Source organism: Paenibacillus sp. GCM10023250 (genome assembly GCF_042653205.1).
Taxonomy (GTDB): domain Bacteria; phylum Bacillota; class Bacilli; order Paenibacillales; family Paenibacillaceae; genus Paenibacillus_Z.
The window spans coordinates 81906-99569 of sequence record NZ_JBHSHY010000003.1; the positions used below are offsets into that span (position 1 = coordinate 81906).

Annotated in this window: 14 protein-coding genes; 4 read left to right on the top strand and 10 right to left on the bottom strand. The window is 58.0% G+C overall.

Features of this window, described 5'->3' with window-relative positions:
- Positions 1 to 3: 3 nt before the first annotated feature.
- The 6 genes from ACFPB1_RS04960 to ACFPB1_RS04985 all read right to left on the bottom strand — a co-directional run bounded on the left by ACFPB1_RS04960 (position 4) and on the right by ACFPB1_RS04985 (position 9447).
- On the bottom strand, positions 4 to 1536 hold the full coding sequence (locus ACFPB1_RS04960) for an extracellular solute-binding protein (RefSeq protein WP_379222531.1): 1533 nt from the start codon (positions 1534 to 1536) through the stop codon (positions 4 to 6).
- A gap of 163 nt (positions 1537 to 1699) precedes the next feature.
- Entirely contained in the window at positions 1700 to 2560 is an 861-nt protein-coding gene (locus tag ACFPB1_RS04965; protein WP_379222533.1) for a carbohydrate ABC transporter permease, read from the bottom strand.
- Complete coding sequence (locus ACFPB1_RS04970) at positions 2554 to 3414, bottom strand: ABC transporter permease (RefSeq protein ID WP_379222805.1); 861 nt, start codon at positions 3412 to 3414, stop codon at positions 2554 to 2556. The genes ACFPB1_RS04965 and ACFPB1_RS04970 overlap by 7 nt, the downstream gene beginning before the upstream one ends.
- A 354-nt stretch (positions 3415 to 3768) precedes the next feature.
- Positions 3769 to 5523: a cache domain-containing sensor histidine kinase gene (locus ACFPB1_RS04975; RefSeq protein WP_379222535.1), complete on the bottom strand. Its 1755-nt coding sequence runs from the start codon at positions 5521 to 5523 to the stop codon at positions 3769 to 3771.
- A gap of 6 nt (positions 5524 to 5529) precedes the next feature.
- The gene (locus ACFPB1_RS04980; RefSeq protein WP_379222537.1) at positions 5530 to 7083 is read right to left on the bottom strand and encodes a response regulator; all 1554 of its coding nucleotides are present in this window, start codon (positions 7081 to 7083) and stop codon (positions 5530 to 5532) included.
- Between the two features lie 114 nt (positions 7084 to 7197).
- Entirely contained in the window at positions 7198 to 9447 is a 2250-nt protein-coding gene (locus tag ACFPB1_RS04985) for an FAD-dependent oxidoreductase (protein WP_379222539.1), read from the bottom strand.
- A gap of 133 nt (positions 9448 to 9580) precedes the next feature.
- Here ACFPB1_RS04985 and ACFPB1_RS04990 point away from each other — a divergent pair, with 133 nt between their 5' ends.
- Positions 9581 to 10378: an AraC family transcriptional regulator gene (locus ACFPB1_RS04990; protein ID WP_379222541.1), complete on the top strand. Its 798-nt coding sequence runs from the start codon at positions 9581 to 9583 to the stop codon at positions 10376 to 10378.
- Positions 10379 to 10459: 81 nt separating this feature from the next.
- The gene (locus tag ACFPB1_RS04995) at positions 10460 to 11641 is read left to right on the top strand and encodes a cytochrome P450 (RefSeq protein WP_379222543.1); all 1182 of its coding nucleotides are present in this window, start codon (positions 10460 to 10462) and stop codon (positions 11639 to 11641) included.
- Positions 11642 to 11756: 115 nt separating this feature from the next.
- Here ACFPB1_RS04995 and ACFPB1_RS05000 read toward each other — a convergent pair whose 3' ends face one another.
- From ACFPB1_RS05000 to ACFPB1_RS05010, 3 genes are all read right to left on the bottom strand, one after another.
- On the bottom strand, positions 11757 to 12914 hold the full coding sequence (locus tag ACFPB1_RS05000) for a DUF4179 domain-containing protein (protein WP_379222545.1): 1158 nt from the start codon (positions 12912 to 12914) through the stop codon (positions 11757 to 11759).
- Positions 12911 to 13480 carry an RNA polymerase sigma factor gene (locus tag ACFPB1_RS05005; protein WP_379222548.1) on the bottom strand — a complete coding sequence of 190 codons (570 nt, stop codon included), beginning with the start codon at positions 13478 to 13480 and terminating at the stop codon, positions 12911 to 12913. Before ACFPB1_RS05005 ends, ACFPB1_RS05000 begins: the two co-directional genes overlap by 4 nt.
- Positions 13481 to 13808: 328 nt before the next feature.
- Positions 13809 to 14387 (bottom strand): DUF1444 domain-containing protein, encoded by a 579-nt coding sequence (locus ACFPB1_RS05010; protein ID WP_379222550.1) that lies wholly within the window; start codon positions 14385 to 14387, stop codon positions 13809 to 13811.
- Between the two features lie 374 nt (positions 14388 to 14761).
- Here ACFPB1_RS05010 and ACFPB1_RS05015 point away from each other — a divergent pair, with 374 nt between their 5' ends.
- Both ACFPB1_RS05015 and ACFPB1_RS05020 read left to right on the top strand, forming a co-directional pair.
- Complete coding sequence (locus tag ACFPB1_RS05015; protein WP_379222552.1) at positions 14762 to 15466, top strand: SDR family oxidoreductase; 705 nt, start codon at positions 14762 to 14764, stop codon at positions 15464 to 15466.
- An 18-nt stretch (positions 15467 to 15484) separates the two neighbouring features.
- Complete coding sequence (locus ACFPB1_RS05020; RefSeq protein ID WP_379222554.1) at positions 15485 to 16135, top strand: FMN-dependent NADH-azoreductase; 651 nt, start codon at positions 15485 to 15487, stop codon at positions 16133 to 16135.
- 136 nt (positions 16136 to 16271) lie between these two features.
- Here the strand turns inward: ACFPB1_RS05020 and ACFPB1_RS05025 are convergent, their stop codons facing one another.
- Positions 16272 to 17516: an MFS transporter gene (locus tag ACFPB1_RS05025; RefSeq protein WP_379222557.1), complete on the bottom strand. Its 1245-nt coding sequence runs from the start codon at positions 17514 to 17516 to the stop codon at positions 16272 to 16274.
- Positions 17517 to 17664: the final 148 nt, after the last annotated feature.

The window sequence follows — 17664 nt, forward strand, 5'->3', positions numbered from 1 at the left end:
TTCTTATTGGCCGTAACCGAGCTCCTCCAGCTGCTTGGTCGACGCCTCCATGTACGTCTTGAAGTTCATGCTCGACTCCAGCTTGCTCAGGAAGGCGTCGTACCCGTCGAGCGGGCTCTTCCCGTAGATGAATTTCACGAATTCCTCTTCGATGAACCGGCTGGCATCCGCCGGATTATATCCGTCGGGATTGGTCAGGAATCCGTTCAAGATTTGAATTCTCGGCTGGCTGTTGGCAAATTCGATGTATTTCGTTTGCGGCGCGAATTTGGTCTGCAGGTAGGTCATCTCCGGCCGGCCGGTAAACTGGTACAGCCACGTGAAGCCCGCTTCCTTGCCCATCAGCTCGGTGGGCACGACCTTATCGCCGTCCAGATTGTAGTGCGTCCCGCTGATGCCGAATTGCACCAGCATCGAGCCTTCCTTATCGGATACGTAGTTCAGCAGATCGAAGACTTTCTGCAGTTTAGCCTTGTCGTTCTCCAGCGCTTTCGGGATCGCGTAGATGCCGGAGGTTCCGCCGATGTCGAACGGACCGTCGAATTGGCCGCCCGGCCCTTTCGGAGGCGCGAGCTGGATCCAGTCCGCGTTGGGATTCACTTTTTTGATCTGCTCGGTAAACTGATCCTTGCTGAGGTTCGGCCAATCGATCCAGACGATGCCCGCTTGCCCCTTGATCGCCTTCTCCTGATGCTGCAGGCCGGTATTGGCCATGATCTCCGGATCGACCGCTCCGGTATCGATCAGCTTCTTGATAAAGCCGAGCGCGTCCTTCATCGCCGGGTCATACAAGGAATTGACCAGCTTCCCGTCCTTGACGTAGAACGTGTTCGGGTCGCCTACGCCGAATGCGCCGAAGATCGGGGCGAACGCGGACAGTTTGTTGCCGGTCAGGCCCAGCGTATCTTTCTTGCCGTTGCCGTCCGGGTCCTGATCGGCGAACGCCTTCACCACGTTCAAGAATTCGTCGGTCGTCGCGGGCGGCTGGAGGCCGAGCTTATCGAGCCAGTCCTTGCGGATCCAGTAGGTATTGTAAGGAATGTTGGGCGCTTTCGGAATGGCGTAGACTTTACCGTCCATCGTCGTCTTCTTGAAGCTCTCGTCCCCGATAAATCCTTTCACCGGCTGCAGCTTATCCATGTACGGGGACAGATCGAGCAATAGCCCCTGCTCCACGAATTGCTTCAGCGAAGCGCGGTCCGGCACCTGGAACAGATCGGGAAAATTCCCGGAGGCCAGCCGCACGTTCAATTGGTTCTTGTAATCGTCCCCCGACGCATAGACGGTTAGATTCAAATCCGACTGAATCGCCTTGTCAATGGCATGCTTAATGAAATCCTTGTCCGGGGTCGGCAAGTTGTTGCCGGTCTCGATGATCTCCAGCTTGACCGCGGCAGCCGGCTCGCCGGCGTTCGCGGTGCCGCCGCTCGGCTCGCCGGCAGACGGCGGGTTCGCGGAATTGCCGGACGAACAACCCGCCAGCACGATGCTCGACAGGATACCGACCGTAAGCATACTCGAAAACATTCGCTTCATGATAAGCTTCCCCTTTCTCGTAGGGCCGGGCGATGAAGCGCGGGACGGGCGGGTCTCCTTGGATGCCGTCATGTCTGTTCTGCCAACGTTCTCGCCAGGCGCTTTAACCTTTGTATTGTATCAACCGGCCTCACCCGTTCCTGCAGCAACGGGGCGCCGAGCTTCAACCTTTGACGGAGCCGAGCAGCATGCCTTTCGTGAAATGCTTCTGCAAAAACGGATACACCAGAATCACGGGCAGACTGGCCAGGATGACGGAAGCCATTTGCAGCGTTTCGCTCGGCGTCATATTATCGGCATTCTCGAGCGGCTGCTGCGTTTGAATCAATATTTCCCGCACGACCACTTGGAGCGGGAACAACGCCCGATCGGTCACGAACATGATCGCTTGGAAAAATTCATTCCAGTGCCCCACCGTATAGAACAGCCCGATGGTCAGCGTGACCGGCACGGATAGCGGCATGACGATCTGCAGCAGGATGCGGAATTCCTTCGCCCCGTCCATTCGCGCGGATTCGAACAGTTCTTCGGGAAGCGACTCGTAGAAGCTCTTCATAATGAGCACGTTGAAGCTCCACACGAGGTTCGGCAGGATCATCGCCCAGATCGAATCCAGCAGCCCGAGCGACTTGACTACCAGGTAGGTCGGGATGATCCCGCCGCTGAACAGCAGGGTAAACACCACCATCATGAGAAAAAAGTTGCGCCCCGGGAGCTGCTTGCGGCTGAGCGGATACGCCATTAACGCCGTAATGGCCATATTCAGCGCCGTGCCGACGACCGTGATCAGGACGGTCACGCCGAAGGCCTGGGGAATATTCGATTCCGTGAGCAGCTTATGGTAGGCGTCGAACGTGATCGATCGCGGAATGAGAATGAAGCCTCCGTTTTTGAGCACCTCGCTGAACGGCGTGAGCGATACGGAGAGGACGTACAGCAGCGGGAATACCGCGATGAGCCCGCTGACGAGCAGGATCACAAAGACGACGGCGTTCGCGATGCGGTCGTTCGTGCTCTTTACCATATGCCTTCCCCCCAGCGCTTCGCGAGTTTGTTCGATCCGAGCACCAGGACCAGCCCGATCGCGGCCTTGAACAATCCGACCGCCGACGCCAGGCTGAAATTCAGCTGCTGCAGGCCGGTGCGGAATACCCAGGTGTCGAGAATGTCGGCGACGGGATATACCTGAATGTTATACATGATATAGATTTGCTCGAAGCCCGCATCGAGGATATGGCCCAGCTTCAATATCAGCAGCATGATGATGACGGTCCGGATCCCGGGGAGCGTAATATGCCAGATCATCCGCAGCCTGCCCGCGCCGTCCACCCGCGCCGCCTCGTACAGCGTAGGGTCAATGCCGGCAATAGCCGCCAAATAAATGATGGCCCCCCAGCCGAGATTCTGCCAAATCTCCGATCCGACCAGAATGGACCGAAAATAAGACGTCGAGGTCAGGAAGGGGATGGCGTCTCCCCCCGCGTCCTTCACCCACTGGTTCACCAAGCCGGAGCTCTGGGACAGCAGCGCCAGCAGGATGCCGTAGATGATGACCCATGACAAGAAATGAGGCATGTACGTTAAGGTTTGGATCAGCGATTTGAACCATCTGATCCGGCATTCGTTCAGCAGCAGCGCCATGGCGATGGGCGGCACCATGCCGAAGATCAGCTTGTACAGACTGATCAGGAACGTGTTCGTCAGCAGCTGCGAGAAATAGGGCGAATGGAAGAAGGTTAAGAAATGCTTGTTCCACGGGCTTGCCCACGAGCTGTTCACGATCCCGTCCATCATGTTGAAATCTTTGAACGCGATGATGACGCCGTACATCGGGATATATTTGAAGACGATATAATACAGGAGTCCCGGCAGCAGCATCACGTAGAAGGCCTTGAAGCGCCAGACGGTTCGGCCGAGGACGGCGCCCGGTCTCGGCGCGGGCTCTTGCGCGGGTTCTTGCACGGGATGCACAGCAGTCCGCTCATTCATGGCATCGGATCACCTCGCTTCGTTGTAAGCGCATTCTTTGAATGGCCAACCCAAGTATAGCAAGGCATGCGCTGCCTTAACTATGCAGGGATCTTACGAAATCAAGCACAAAACCGACACTCTTGCGGCGCGGCTCCGATTCCGGTGCCAAGGGCGGATGCCGAGCCGGCTCGGCCCGCCCCCCGCGCCCGCGCTATTGCCGTTCGACGGCTGACGCCTTCGTCTGCCCGGCGCACCCGGCGGTCATCTCAGCACGGGAATCGTGATACAGACTACCGTCCCCGCATTCGGCAGGCTGCCGATCCTGAGCCCGTATGGCGCGCCGTAGCGAAGCCGCAGACGGTGGTGGACATTCGCCATTCCGATGCCGGTGGCGTGCCCTCCGATAGGGTCCGCCTGCTGTTCGTTAAGCGCTTTCAGTAACGCCGGCTTCTCCGTCCCGGTTCCGTTATCGCGGATAAAGAACCGCAGCTTCCCTTTGCGCACGGAGGCCCGGACGCGAATGAGGCCGTCTTCGCGGCGGCTAGGCGCGATTCCGTGAAAGACCGCGTTCTCCAAGATGGGCTGCAGCGTCAGCTTCAGGATGCGGCACGATAATACGCCGGGATCGATGTCCTGCTCGTACCTGAATTTATCTCCGTACCGGATCTTCTGGATCTGCATGTACATGTTCAGCCCCTCGAGCTCTTCCTCCACCGTCAAAAATTCCGAGGTGCGATCGAAGCTGTACGATAATACGCCGACAAGCGCCCTGATCGTTTCCTTGACCTCCCTCGTCCGATGCTGCTTGGCCAAGCTTCCGATGCAGGCCAGCGTATTGTACAGAAAATGGGGGGCGATCTGGCTCTGCAGCACCTTCAATTCGAGCTGCTTCTTCCGCTCTTCCATGTGCTTCGTCTCCTGAAGCAGCTTGCGGATTCGCTCCATCATGGCGTTAAAGCTCTGGGCAAGCCGCCCGATCTCGTCCTCGCGTCTCACGACCAGGCTCGGGAGCACGCCCATATCGTGAACCCGGTCCATCTTGACTGCCAGCATCCGGATCGACTTGGTCATATAGCGGGACATCGCGAACGCCATGAACAGCAGCACCACGAACCATATGCCGGCGGCCGTCTTGTAATTATCGAACAGCCGGGTGACGTTCTGATAGAAATACCGGTCCTGGATCAGCACGAGCAGCGTCCAGCCGAGCCGGTTCTGACCGGATTTGACGACGACGAGTTTGCCGGCCGGCCCGCTGATATCGGTGGCCGTCACCGGAAGCCCGGCCAGCTCGTCGACGAACGGGTCAGGGAGATCCTCGTGATACGTGCCCGGCCTTTGCGGCAGCATGACGTTGTCCCGGTCGAACGTCACCACCTTGTCCTTATCGGACATGATAACGAACGTCTGGTAGGTGCCGGAGGTGAATTCGCTTATTTTCCGGTTCAATTTGTCCAGATCGAGCTCGATGACCGCAACCCCGATGATATCCCCGTTGTCGGCGCTGACGGGGCGGGAGATGGCTACCGTCTCGCCGGAGAGCGGAGATACGTAGGGCTGGCTCACGACGGCCGCCCCGTAGGTCTGCTGCGACTTCTCATAGATCGAGCTGAGGTGCGGATTGCCGATAATATCGTAATTGACCTGGGAGCTGGAGAACACTTTGCCGTCCCTGCGGATGATATACAGCGTCTTCACGAGCGCGCTGTTGTTCTCGGCTATGAACCGTAGCGACTCGGATAGCTTGCCGCCGTCCCCATCCCTTAGCAGATTGGCGTCCGTCGATAACAACAGCAGCACGTTCCGGCTGTTGTCCAGATAAGTATCGAGGAATTGGTTCGTACGAGCGATCAGGACGGCGGAATCCGATACCATCTGATTCTTGAACAGGTCGGCCGCCCTGTAGTAGTTGTTCCAAGCGAGCAGGATGAAGAACGCAAACGTCACGATAAATAAGAACAGAAACTGCCTCGTCGCCAAGCTCCATCTTCTGTACCAGTTATAGATCCGGTTCATGCGCCATCACCCTTGTCTGCCTTGTTCCGCCCACCTGAGCTCGGTTGGAGCGGCTCCCGTCCATTCGCGAAAGACGGCGGAGAAATAGCGGTAGCTTGGAATGCCGACCTGCTGCGCAATCTCGTAGACGCGAAGCGAGGTGTGCTGCAGCAGCTCGGTTGCCCTCCCGATTCGCGTCCCGGTCACGTAATCGTTGAACGATACGCCCGTTTCTTCCCGGAACAGCCGGCTCAAATAATTCGGGCTTAACCCGACCTCCCGGGACACCGCGCTGAGCGTAATATTTTTCTCGAGATTCCCCTCGATATACGCCTTGGCCGCCGCGATCTCCCTGCGGCACTTCTTGGTCCCGGCCGAAGACTCGATGGCCTGAACGAAGCTTTCCGCCAGCTCATGGAGGGTGCCGGCATCGGCGATCCGGCTCGGCGCCTGCCGCCCGCCGCCGCCTGAAGCTACTTGTTCCCGGTGCCGCTCCCGGAGCCGCTCGGCGACGAACGTCCGCAGCTCCTCCGGCGCGAAGCGTCCGCTCATCGCCCAATGCCAGAACTCCCCGCGAATGAGCTTCACCAGCCGTTCCCGGTCCCACTGCGCCCCGCGCAGCTTGTCCGCCATCTCGCTCGCCGCCCGTTCGTCAAGCGAAGCCGATCCGGCGGACGGCAGAGCGAATACCCGGCCGGTCCCGTCATAGAACAGCGCGTCCGGCCTCTCGCATACGGCCCGGTACCGATCGGCGAACTCCGCGCTCTGCCGGATCGGCTCGCTGATGACGCCATACAGCCGGTACGCATCGCTGAGGAAAGGCAGCCTGCTCTCGATCGAGCGATACAGCTCTTCCGTCATCGCTTCCACTTCGCGCCGCAATTCCGGCGGATCGCCTGCCTCCGCGCGATACAGCAGCACATAGATGCCGCGGTCAGCCGGAAACCAGGCAAACGGCTTCAGGCGCTCCAGCTCCGCCAGCGACTCTTCGACGGCTTGATGAACGAATAACCGGCTTTCCTTGCCCGATTCCGCATGCAGCGCGGCAATCCGCAGCGGATACCGGATCCGGAAAGCGGCCTGCAGCCAGGCCGCGAGCTCGCCGTCATCGGCTGTCTGCCGGGTCATGGCCAGCAGCTGCTCGGACAGCTTGCGCCGCCGGCGTTCCGCCTCGCCCTGCCGCAGCGATCGTTCGCGATGCACGCGCTCTCTCGCCCGCTGCAAGGCTTCTGCGAGGTCGCTGTCGTCCATCGCGACTTTCACCAGGTATTCTACCGCGCCGAGCTTGACCGCTTCCTGAGCGAAGGCGAATTCCGAGTGGCAGGTGAGCAGGATCACCTGAATATGCGGGAACTCCGACTTCAGGCGGCGAAACAGCTCAAGCCCGTTCATGACCGGCATCGTAATGTCGGTGATAACGATATCCGGCGCCAGGCAGCGGCAGAACCGCAGCGCGTCCTCTCCGTTCTCCGCTTCTCCGATCCATTCGGCCCGGTGCCGCTCCCAGGCAAACATGCGAAGCTCCTGACGGATCGGCAGTTCATCGTCGACCACCAGTACCGCGAGCAGATCGTCGTTCATATGGCTCCTCCCCCGATAGACACGATCTTATATGAAACGGTCAAAACCAAGCGAATAGCAAGAAGATGGCCTGCACAACAGCTGCAGTACCATCTTATTTGCCTCGCCTATAATCTATTCGTACACCCGGACTTCGACGATCTCGGCGCACGGGCTTCCGTTCGTCGCGTATACCGCGATCCGGAGCCTGTCGGTGACGAGCGCCGCGTCGAGCGCGTGGACGCGTTTGCGCTTATGATTGTTTTGACCTTCCGCTACGGGAATCCATTCGCCGTTCGCATAGCCCTCGATCGTATAATTCCGAACGAGCTCCGGCATGATCGCGAACGGCGTGCGGTGATGATGAAGATTGATCAAGTCCTCGTTGACGTCGTCATTGAACGTGACGTGGACCGTCCGGACGTTCACCTGCTTCGCCCAACACAGCTCCAGCCATTCCGGCGCGTCTCCCCGCATGGCAGCGGACGACCACTGATGCGGGCCCGCATACGGACGGTGATAGCCGTCGACGGCTTTCGCCGGGGAGAACGCATCCGTCCGCGACAGCAGCCGGAAGCAGAACGGCTTGCGGACGAACGGCCGCATGCTCCATTGGATGACCGGCTGCGACGGCTGATGGTTCTCGAGGTCGGCCGACACGATCGGCGCCGGTCCTTTGGCAAACGCCAGGACGCCCGTCTGTGGCTGTCCGGACACGTGCAGCGACAGCCGTTCGTCGGCCTTGATAATGAGGAACGCGTTCTGCGGGACAGCCGGCTTCCACCGTACGTCCAGCCTCACCCACTGCTTGGCGCCCGTGCCGACTTGCGCAGACGCGGCCGTCTGCAGCGTATGCGGGACGTAGTTCTCGCCGCGGCCCGTATTCCATAGCTCGACCGTCAGCGTCGCCGCCTCGGTGGCATCGACCAACAGCTCGATGCCGTCGATGTCCGGGTCCGCCGGCAGCAGCAGCCCGACATCGGACGTCAGCGGGCAGGCTTCCGACGGCGACTCGATCGCGAGACGTGTCATCGTACTGGATGCCTTCACGCTCGCCTGCAGCGCCAGGTCGGCCGGATCCGCATTGCGCACTCCGATAATCGAGGCGTCCTGCCTCAGCATGGTTTGCTGCAGTTCATGCAGATGCCTGTGGTGCAGCTCGCGCGGCGTGATGCCCTTCTCCACGCAGAGCGCCGCGCCGGTGCCGGCGGCTTCCCCGATGACGGCGCAGGTCGCCATGACCCGCGTCGTGCCGAACGCCACGTGAGACGCGCTGATGTCGCGGCCGGCCATGAGCAAATTGCCGACGTTGACGGAATACAGCGAACGGAACGGAATATGATAGATGCCGTCCATATGCAGATGCTTGGATCCGCTTTCAGTCGAATACATGCCTTGCGGCGGATGCAGGTCGATGGACCATCCTCCGAACGCGACGCGGTCTTCGAATTCGCGCTGCGCCACGATGTCGTTCTGATTGAGCACATAATCGCCGATCAACCGGCGATACTCCCTTTTTCCCGGGAGCGATCCGACCCATTCCAGCGTCATCGTCTCGGCATCGAACTTGCCCGAGTTCTTGATATAGTCCCATATCCCGTATATCGCGGCCCACAGCTCGTCGCGGATCCGTTCGTTATCGTGGACGGTATCGACTTCTCCGCCCCATTCGATCCACCAATAGGCGCAGCCGTTATCGCCGCTGCGGATGACCCGCTTCAGCGGAATGGTCGTCTGCGTGATGTCTTTGGCAAACGAAGGCGGGATGAAGGCGACCGGATGTCCCGCATCCTTCGTGTAGAACAGAAGAGTGCTGCCGAGCGTAATATCGTCCGCTACGTCGGGCGCCCAATCCTCGTTGTACTCGTTCTTCGCCTCCCGGCCTATGCGATGCTTGGCCCCGGCGAGGAAGCCGACCAGCCCGTCGCCCGAACAATCGAGGTACGCGGCGCTCTCGAAGCGGATTCGCCGCTCCGACCCCATCATCCAGCCGGTCACGGAGCGAATCGTCCGGTCATGCTCGCCGCCGTCCGCGTCCACCTCGTGCACGTCCGTATTGAGGAATAAGCGGATATTCGGTTCCGCGCGCACCATCTCCATGACGACCAAATCCCAGAAGTAAGGGTTCCCGTCCATATTGCGATACTGGTTTTCGACGAACATTTCGCCCATAATGCCCGTTTCCCTCGCATAGCGGTGCGTGCCGTGCGCCGTAGCGCCGCACACCCATACCCGCACCTCGCTGCTGGAATTACCGCCGAGCACGGGCCGGTTCTGAACCAGCGACACCGTTCTGCCCAGCCGGGCCGCGGCAATCGCCGCGCATACCCCCGCCAATCCGCCGCCGACAACCGTGATATCCGACGAGACGACTTCATGCCTCATCTCCCATTCCCTCCTTCAACTTAGATGAATATCTATAATTTCATCATATAAGTTCCTCTTTTCAAATAACATGCACCGTATTACGATTGTACATATACTTTATTTCACGGGTTCGACAAAGGTGGAGTTGCAAATGAGGTCTGATGAGGCCGCACGGTTAGTTTCGCATGTCTATTGGGATCGCAAAGCGCAGTTCGCGCTCGACCGCGACCGTTATCCGTACTGGTCGATGTTTGCTCCCGAGGAAGGCCGATTCGTATACGCCATACAGGATCATACCGGGGAGGCGGGTTTTGGCGACCTGGTGATCTGCCCGCCGAATACGTGGTTTCACCGGCGGACCGTCAGCCCGCTTAGCTTCCACTTTTTCCATTTCAGCCGGAAGGCGGATGCGGAGGCGGACGCTTGGTTCGAGGAAGCGCTGGCGCACCAGGGGAAGATACGCGTGGCGGATGCGGAACGATTGACGTCCAACTTCCACTATCTGAAGCAGCTCGCCCCCGAACGGGACCGGACCGCGCAGGCGCATAAACAGCATCTGTTGAACGACCTGCTGCGGCTGTCGGCGTTGGAGCGGGGCGTCGATGCGAATCCGGTACAGGCCGGCATCCCCGCAGCGCTGCAGGAAGCGCATCAATATATGACGGTCCATGCCTACGCGCCGCTGAACATGCGGAGCTTGGCGCATTCGCTGAAGCTGACGCCGGTTCAGCTGACCCGGCGGTTCCGCGCGGCCTATGGCATGACGCCGTCCGAGTTCGTGACGGAGCTCAGGCTTGCCCGGGCCTGCCGGTTGCTGGAGGAGACCACCCTCAGCATCGACAATATCGCATCCCGGTGCGGGTACGAGAACGGATTTTATTTAAGCCGGATATTTCGCCAGAAGCGCGGCATGACCCCTTCCTTTTACCGGAAAGCGCATCGCGTGTAGCGATTCCGCGCAGCCGGACCGTTTGTATCTTCCACTTAATGGGGGTATCATCAGAGTAAGCCATGATGAAAGGATGTGTCGATGATGACCAATCTGCTCTCCCCCGAATTCCGCTTGAATCCGTATCCCGCGTACGAGACATTCCGAAGGAACCAGCCGGTCGCGTATATGGAACCGCTTCAATTGTGGTCCGTCTTTACCTACGATCACGTGAAAACCGTCCTGTCCGACCATTCCCGGTTCTCCTCGCGTCCGAGCGCGCCGACCGGCGATGCCGATGCGTACAAGCAGCCGGAGGGCTTCAGCCTGATCAATACCGATCCCCCGAGGCACAGCGACCTGCGCTCGCTGGTCAACCGCGCCTTTACGCCGAAGGCCGTCGCCGCGCTTGAGCCGAGAATTCAGCAGATCGCGGACGAGCTCCTAGGCGCCGTCATGCCCGCCGGGCAGATCGATCTGATCCGCGATTATGCGTACCCGCTGCCCGTTATCGTCATCGCCGAGCTGATGGGCATCCCCGCGGTCGACCGGGAGCGCTTCAAGGCATGGTCGGACGATATCGTCGCCAGCGCCGATGCCGTCATCGGAGGCAAGCCTGCATCCGGGCAGGCCAACATGGAGATGAACGACTATTTTAGAGACATCATCGCGCGGCGCCGGATCGACCCCCAGCACGACTTGATCAGCGCGCTGCTCGCCGCCGAGGAGGGCGCCTCCCGCCTGACGGAGTCGGAAGTGCTGTCCTTCTGCCGCCTGCTGCTGGTCGCCGGCAACGAGACGACCACGAATCTGATCGGGAATGCCGTGCTGACGCTGCTGGAGCATCCGGACGAGTGGGAGAAGCTGCAGTCCGACCCGGACTTGCTGGGAAGCGCCATCGAAGAAGTGCTTCGCTTCCGTTCGCCGGTGCAGGCGATGTTCCGCACGACCAAGGAGGACGTGGAGCTTGGCGGACAGACGATCCCGCAGGGGACCCGGGTCGTGGCTTGGATCGGCTCGGCCAACCGGGACGAAGCCAAGTTCGACGATGCGGCGCGCTTCGATATCACAAGAGCGTCCAATCAGCATCTGGCCTTCGGCCAAGGCATTCATTTCTGTCTCGGTGCCCCGCTCGCCCGTCTGGAGGCGAAGGTCGCCCTGAGGGCGATCATGGACCGGCTGCCCGGACTCACCAGAGCGAACGGCGATCGGCTCGAACCCGCGCGCGGATTCATCGTCCATGGGGTCAAAAGCTTGCCGCTTCGCTTCGCCGCCCAAGGGTAACTGCTTCCGTCAGGGCCGTCAGCACAACGAAGGCAGCCGATCGTATCGATGACCGGCTGCCGTCATGTCAGGCTTTAGCTGCTGCTATAATAGTTGGCCTTCCCTTCAAAAAGGCTTACCGCCGGCGATCCGGCAGCGGCACCTTCATCTCGATCGTATACGGCTTGCCATTCGGGCCGCCTGCGACATTGAAGAATAACTGGAGCGCGCTCGCTGCCTTATCGACCGGCTCGAACAGATAATACTGTTTGCTGCCCGACGCCGTCTCCGGCTCACCCTGACCGCCAAGGATCTGATAGACGCGCCCCCGATCGTCCCGCGCCGGCGACAGATCAAAATCATCCGGATGCACGAAGGAGTTGCCCGTATCCTCGGCCTTGGGCCGCAGATGGAAGAACACCTGCGTCGTCACGGGGGTCACGACGACCTCGTCCACCACGAATCCGCGCTCAGCGAGCGTATCCGGCATGCCGGGCTTTTCAATCACTACCGAGTCGGCATTGACGGTCACCGGTACGTCCAAGCGAAACGGCTGTTCGACTCCGGCTACCGTAAGCCGCACCTCCAGCGTGAACGGACTAGCCAGCTCCGATGGCGGCTGATCGATGCTCACGAGCACGGAATCCTCTCCAGCCGGCTGCCAGCGCGGCATCAGCTGCCGATCCGGCAAATAAGCCTCGACGGAAGTCAGCTCGCCGCGCTTCGGCTCCCGCAAGTTGCGGCTGTAGAATTCGCCATCCCCCTCCCGCTGAACCTCCAGCACGATCCTCGCCCCGTCATAGATGACGTTACGGACGCGGATAGTGGTGTCTCCGATCATCTCGGTGGCGGCAACGGGCTGCACCAAGCCATTCTCCGCCGCTGCTTGCATGCCCCTATCTCCGTATAAGGCGAATAAGCTGCCGATCACCGGAACCGACCGCATCGAATCGGCAAATGCCGGCGAGACGTAACCGAGTCCGGCCATGCCCGCTCCAAGCAGCAGCACGCCTGCCGCCGCAGTGACTGACAAGCGCCGCAGCCGGCGGAACCGTCCCGGCACGATAGCACGAGCGCGGCCGGCTGTGCCATTCACCTGCCGGTGGCCGCCGGAGAGGGCGGCCCGATCCGGCTTGCGGCGCTGGCCGGTTGCCGGCGATGAGGAAGCGGCTTCGGCCCGGATTCGCCCGAGTACCTCGTTCATGCGGAGCTCCACGGCCTCAGGGATGTCGACGCGTCGTTCCTTTTCCGACCGAAGCCGGTCCAGCCGTTCATCTATAGGGTTTGACTTCATGATGACCTCTCCCTTCCCATGTCGGCCGGCGCCAGCCAGCTTCTCAGCTGGGCCTTGCTCCGTTTCAGCCGCATCTTGGCGGCGCCCTCGCTGATGCCTAGTATCGCCGCGGCATCCGCAATCCTCATATCCTCCAAATAGACGAGCACCACGACGAGCCGAAGCGGTTCCTCCAGCCGATCAATGGCTTCTCTCAGTTCTACGTCCTGGTATACCGGGCTATCCGCAGCCGGCTCCGGCAGCGTGCCGGGCAGAGACTGGCGCTGCCGCTTCTGCAAGATCGTGTTGCACGCATTGATCAGGATGCGGTACAGCCATGTTTGGACATGTGCCGGCTCTCGCAGCGAACGGATCGCCTGGTAAGCCCCGACGATGGTATCTTGGAGCGCGTCCGCGCAGTCCTCGTCGTTGCGCAGGATCGTTCTCGCGGTTCTGTAGAGCGCCCCCTTCAGACTCTCGATCAGCTCGAGGAAGGCTTCCGTATCTCCCTGTCGAGCCGACCGCGCGAGCTTCGCCAGTTCCCTAGTATCCGGTGCTCTGCCGCTGTCTGACCGATGTATTGCCATGCTTTTAACGTACCCCACCTCCTAGAAGACCCGAGCCTTCTCGCGTTTCATTGCCGTCGACATAGATTAGATGCGCCGGGCGGGGAAAAAGTAACGGGCGGGGACAAAAATTCATTCGATATCTATACATCTAAAAGCTTCAGTCGAACAACCTGGGGTAGTTGCCATAGGCCAGTTGGTTGTCGTACTTCTGCGTTCAATTAAATTTACTTTTGTATTCGAGAACGCAAATCTGCACGCAACGCAAAGAGGGCAGCCGATCGTTCCGAAGTCGGCTACCGTCTTATCATGGTTGAGCTGGAGTGTACCGTTTCGCTTAAATGCATGCTCACCTATATTCCCATTTGCCCCCGCTTCTTATTAACAGTTTATTCGTAAGTAAGTGATCTCCATCCTCCCATACGCTTTGGATTGTTCTCTTAAGTTCTTCAATCGCCTGTTCAGATTGAGAATCGCAAAATACTAATACATCTCTGGACGGAATAGCAACGATAAAGTTATTCGTTATGTAATGCTTCAAGGAATCTTCCCATAAATTATCGATTAAAATTAAGCTTGCTTCAAAATTACCATCTAATATTAATCCATAGCAGCCTGTTTCGTATTCTTGAATTTGAAGATTGTATTCATTTGCTCGTTCAATTAAATTATCTATGCCATAATGTCTTTGCTCCGGTATAGTCATATTCTCCTCTTCTAAATTTCCGTTATTAACATATAAGAAATACTCGAAATCCTCTACTTCATATACAAAATTAATGATTAAATCGTCATTAAAAGGCAGCTCTGCAATGGACTCCTCATGTGATAGTTCTAATACTTCGTCATTAAGTAAACTTTGATCATTATCATGAATTATTGGTTTCAGATAAGCGATTGCCTTGTTGCAAACAGTTCCTTCGATCATTCACGATTCTCCTTTTCCAGGATTCCAGTTAACTATAGTTCTGAGGCTGGCTGCGCGCCCCCCATTATTTGACGTTATTGGAACAGAATTGTTGCGCCGGTTCGCTTAACCCCCAACGAAGAATGTATGGTTTCGCAATGTGCGGACAAGCTATGATGGTGTAAAGATCCCTCCCGAATGCATTGCTGTGCTGATTTGGCTGCAGATTGCTTACGGCCTCCCCGCTTCATGAAAAAGCGGTTCTTGACTAAACGTTCTTAAATTGTGTATGATACTGAACGAAAGCGAAGTTACCCGATCCAAAGAAGGAGGCCTTTTTTTTTATCTTATTAAAGAACGTTTGTTCAAAAATAAATCAAGAGGAGCGTGTTACCATGAATATTTCCAACCAAGTCGCCTTAGTGTCCGGCGCTAACCGAGGACTCGGCAAACATCTAGCGGAGGCGCTTCTTGCTCGAGGCGCCAAGGTGTATGCCGGTGCCAGGGACCCGAAAACGATCGATATCCCCGGCGCCATCCCCGTGCGGCTGGATATTACCGATCCCGAATCCGTTGCCGAGGCGGCGCGCAGCGCTCGCGATCTCACGGTGCTGGTTAACAATGCGGGATCCCATACGGGGGCTTCCTTGCTCGACGGCGATCTGGATCAGATCCGGCTGGAGATGGAGACGCACTTCTTCGGCACGTTGTCGATGATCCGCGCATTTGCGCCGGTTATTGAACAGAACGGCGGCGGCGCCATTCTCAACATCCTCTCCGTCCTGTCCTGGCTGAGTCTGGGCGGCACCGCATATCCTGCGGCAAAATCGGCAGAATGGAATATGACGAATACGCTGCGTCTGGCTCTGGCTCCCAAAAACATTCGGGTCTCCGGGCTTCATGTGGCCTTCATGGACACGGACATGACGGCAAACGTTAAAGCGCCTAAAGCCAGTCCTGCCGATATCGCCAAGATCGCCGTCGACGGACTTGAGGCCGACCGCTATGAAATTGTAGCCGATGATTGGTCCCGTAAAGTGCAGAGCGACTTCGCCGGCGGGGTTCAAGCGCTGTACCCTCAGTTATTCGCCAATTCATAAGAATGGAGTGTTTAGACAATGGCCACTTTACTTTATATCACCGCTCACCCGTTTCAACATGATACGTATAGTTTGTCGGTTGGAGCCCAGTTCATTCAGACGTACCGGGAAGTCAATCCGAACGATGAAGTGATTCATCTGGACTTGTACCGGATGGACCTTCCCCAGATCGACGCGGACCTGCTGCGTCGGTGGGGTCAACCGCCTAGCGGCGCTTCGTTCGATGAATTGAGCGACGAGTCGAAGGCGAAAGCGGTTCGGATGCGTGAAATTCTCGATCAATTCATGGCCGCGGACAAAATTGTCATCGTGAACCCGGTCTGGAACTATTTGTTCCCTCCGGTATTGAAGACGTACCTGGATGCGGTCTTCGTGCCGGGAAAAACCTTCACACGCGCCGATAACGGCCGGCGGGGATTGGGCGGCTTAAAAGGGACGCAGCAAGATAAAAAGGTGCTGCACATTCAGGCATCCGGCACCGTTCTCTCGCACGGCGAGTTTCAAGAGGTCGAGTACAGCCACCGCTACCTCCGGGATGCCTTGAAATTCCTGGGCATCGACGATGTACGGGCCATCTATGTTGAAGGCACGAGCGAGATGCCGGAGCAGGCTGCGCGTATCAAAGAAGACGCTATTCAACAAGCGATTGCAGCGGCCAAACAATTTTAATGGCACTATCGGATCACGTTCCAGACACGCGAAATAGGGCGCCCAAAAGCACCCTATTTTTGTGTATTCGCCCCTGGGGCAACAACCGTCCCAATGCTGCACCCGACCGGTCATACGATCTATAATCCGCTCGACTTCAGGCAGCCGGAACTCCGTCTCTCTGCCTCCGGCCCTTCAACGTCAGGAACAAAGCGAGGAGCGCAATCAGAGCGATGATCGACGCCGACAGCGCGATGGCAAACCCAAATCCGTAGACCGTGGAAGTGACTCCAGCGCCAAAGGCGGAGCCGCCCTGGAACAGATAAGCAACGACGAGTACGGCGGACAGAAACTGCACCCGGTACCGCTCCGGAGTGTTAATGGCCGCGAGGCCGATTGCGCCCGTACCGGCGAAGCCATGCGAAAGTCCGCAGAAGATCGAAGCCAGAATAAATACAATAAACAAATGAAGCTCTGCCGCGGATATGAGCAGCACCATGGTTAAAACTATGGAACAAAGGCCGATCTGAATCGAAATCATCGGCCGAAGCTTACCCGCAACTACGGCACTCGCGGCCATGATCAGATACGAAATGGATAAGAATGCCCCAATGACAAGGATGTCCTGCGTACCGATGATATCCCGCGCGATTTGCGCTCCGAGCGATATGAAGATCGCCACGGTCCCGAAGCTGGCCCCGATGGCCAAGGCCGCTACGCTATAGATCCCCCACAAGCCTGGAGGAACTTTGACTCCTTGAGGCTTCCACCGGCCTGCGGCAGCGATCGGGCCCGTCTTCGCCCGGGGCAGGAAGAGACACAAGACAATGCTGAGCAGGACAAAGGCACTGAACACCCAATAGCTGAAGTGAAGCGGAAACGGCGCGTATTTGATCAAGGAGGCGCCGCCGCAAGTGGCAATGAAGATCCCCAAGGCTTGCGAGATCGTATTGACGGAGCCGGCGATCTTCTGATTCGCGTAGGGATTGAATTCCACTAGCGCCGCTGCGCCCGCTCCTAAGGTTAAGCCAACGCCGACGCCCTGAAGCATACGGCCGCCGAACAACCAGTACACATTAGGCGCCAGGGCAAAGAAGAGGCCTCCGATGAGCAGGAACGCAAGGCCGATGAGCAGCGTCTTTTTACGCCCGATGCGGTCTGAAATATTTCCTAACAAGAAGAGAACCATAATCAGCAGGATCGGATAGATCGAGAATATTCCGGTCGTGACCGATTTGGATAAGTGCCATTGGGCCGCATACTCTGGGAATTCCATTGAGGGCGCCGCGCTTCCCCATAAACTGATGGCCAGCACCCAAGCGACGATCCAAAACGACGATTTCGTCGAAAATTGTTTCACTGTAACAACCCCATTTTCAAAAAATTTGCGGTGCTTGAGCATTTCCAGGTATCCATTTGCTTTATTATTCCCCATAATTAAGGAACGATTATTCTTAAATTAACAGAACTGTCGTGGCATTTCCTGACTTGCCTTGCGCGCCTTCCAATCACCTATTCAAGAATGATTATTCAAAAATAGTTAAAAAAAA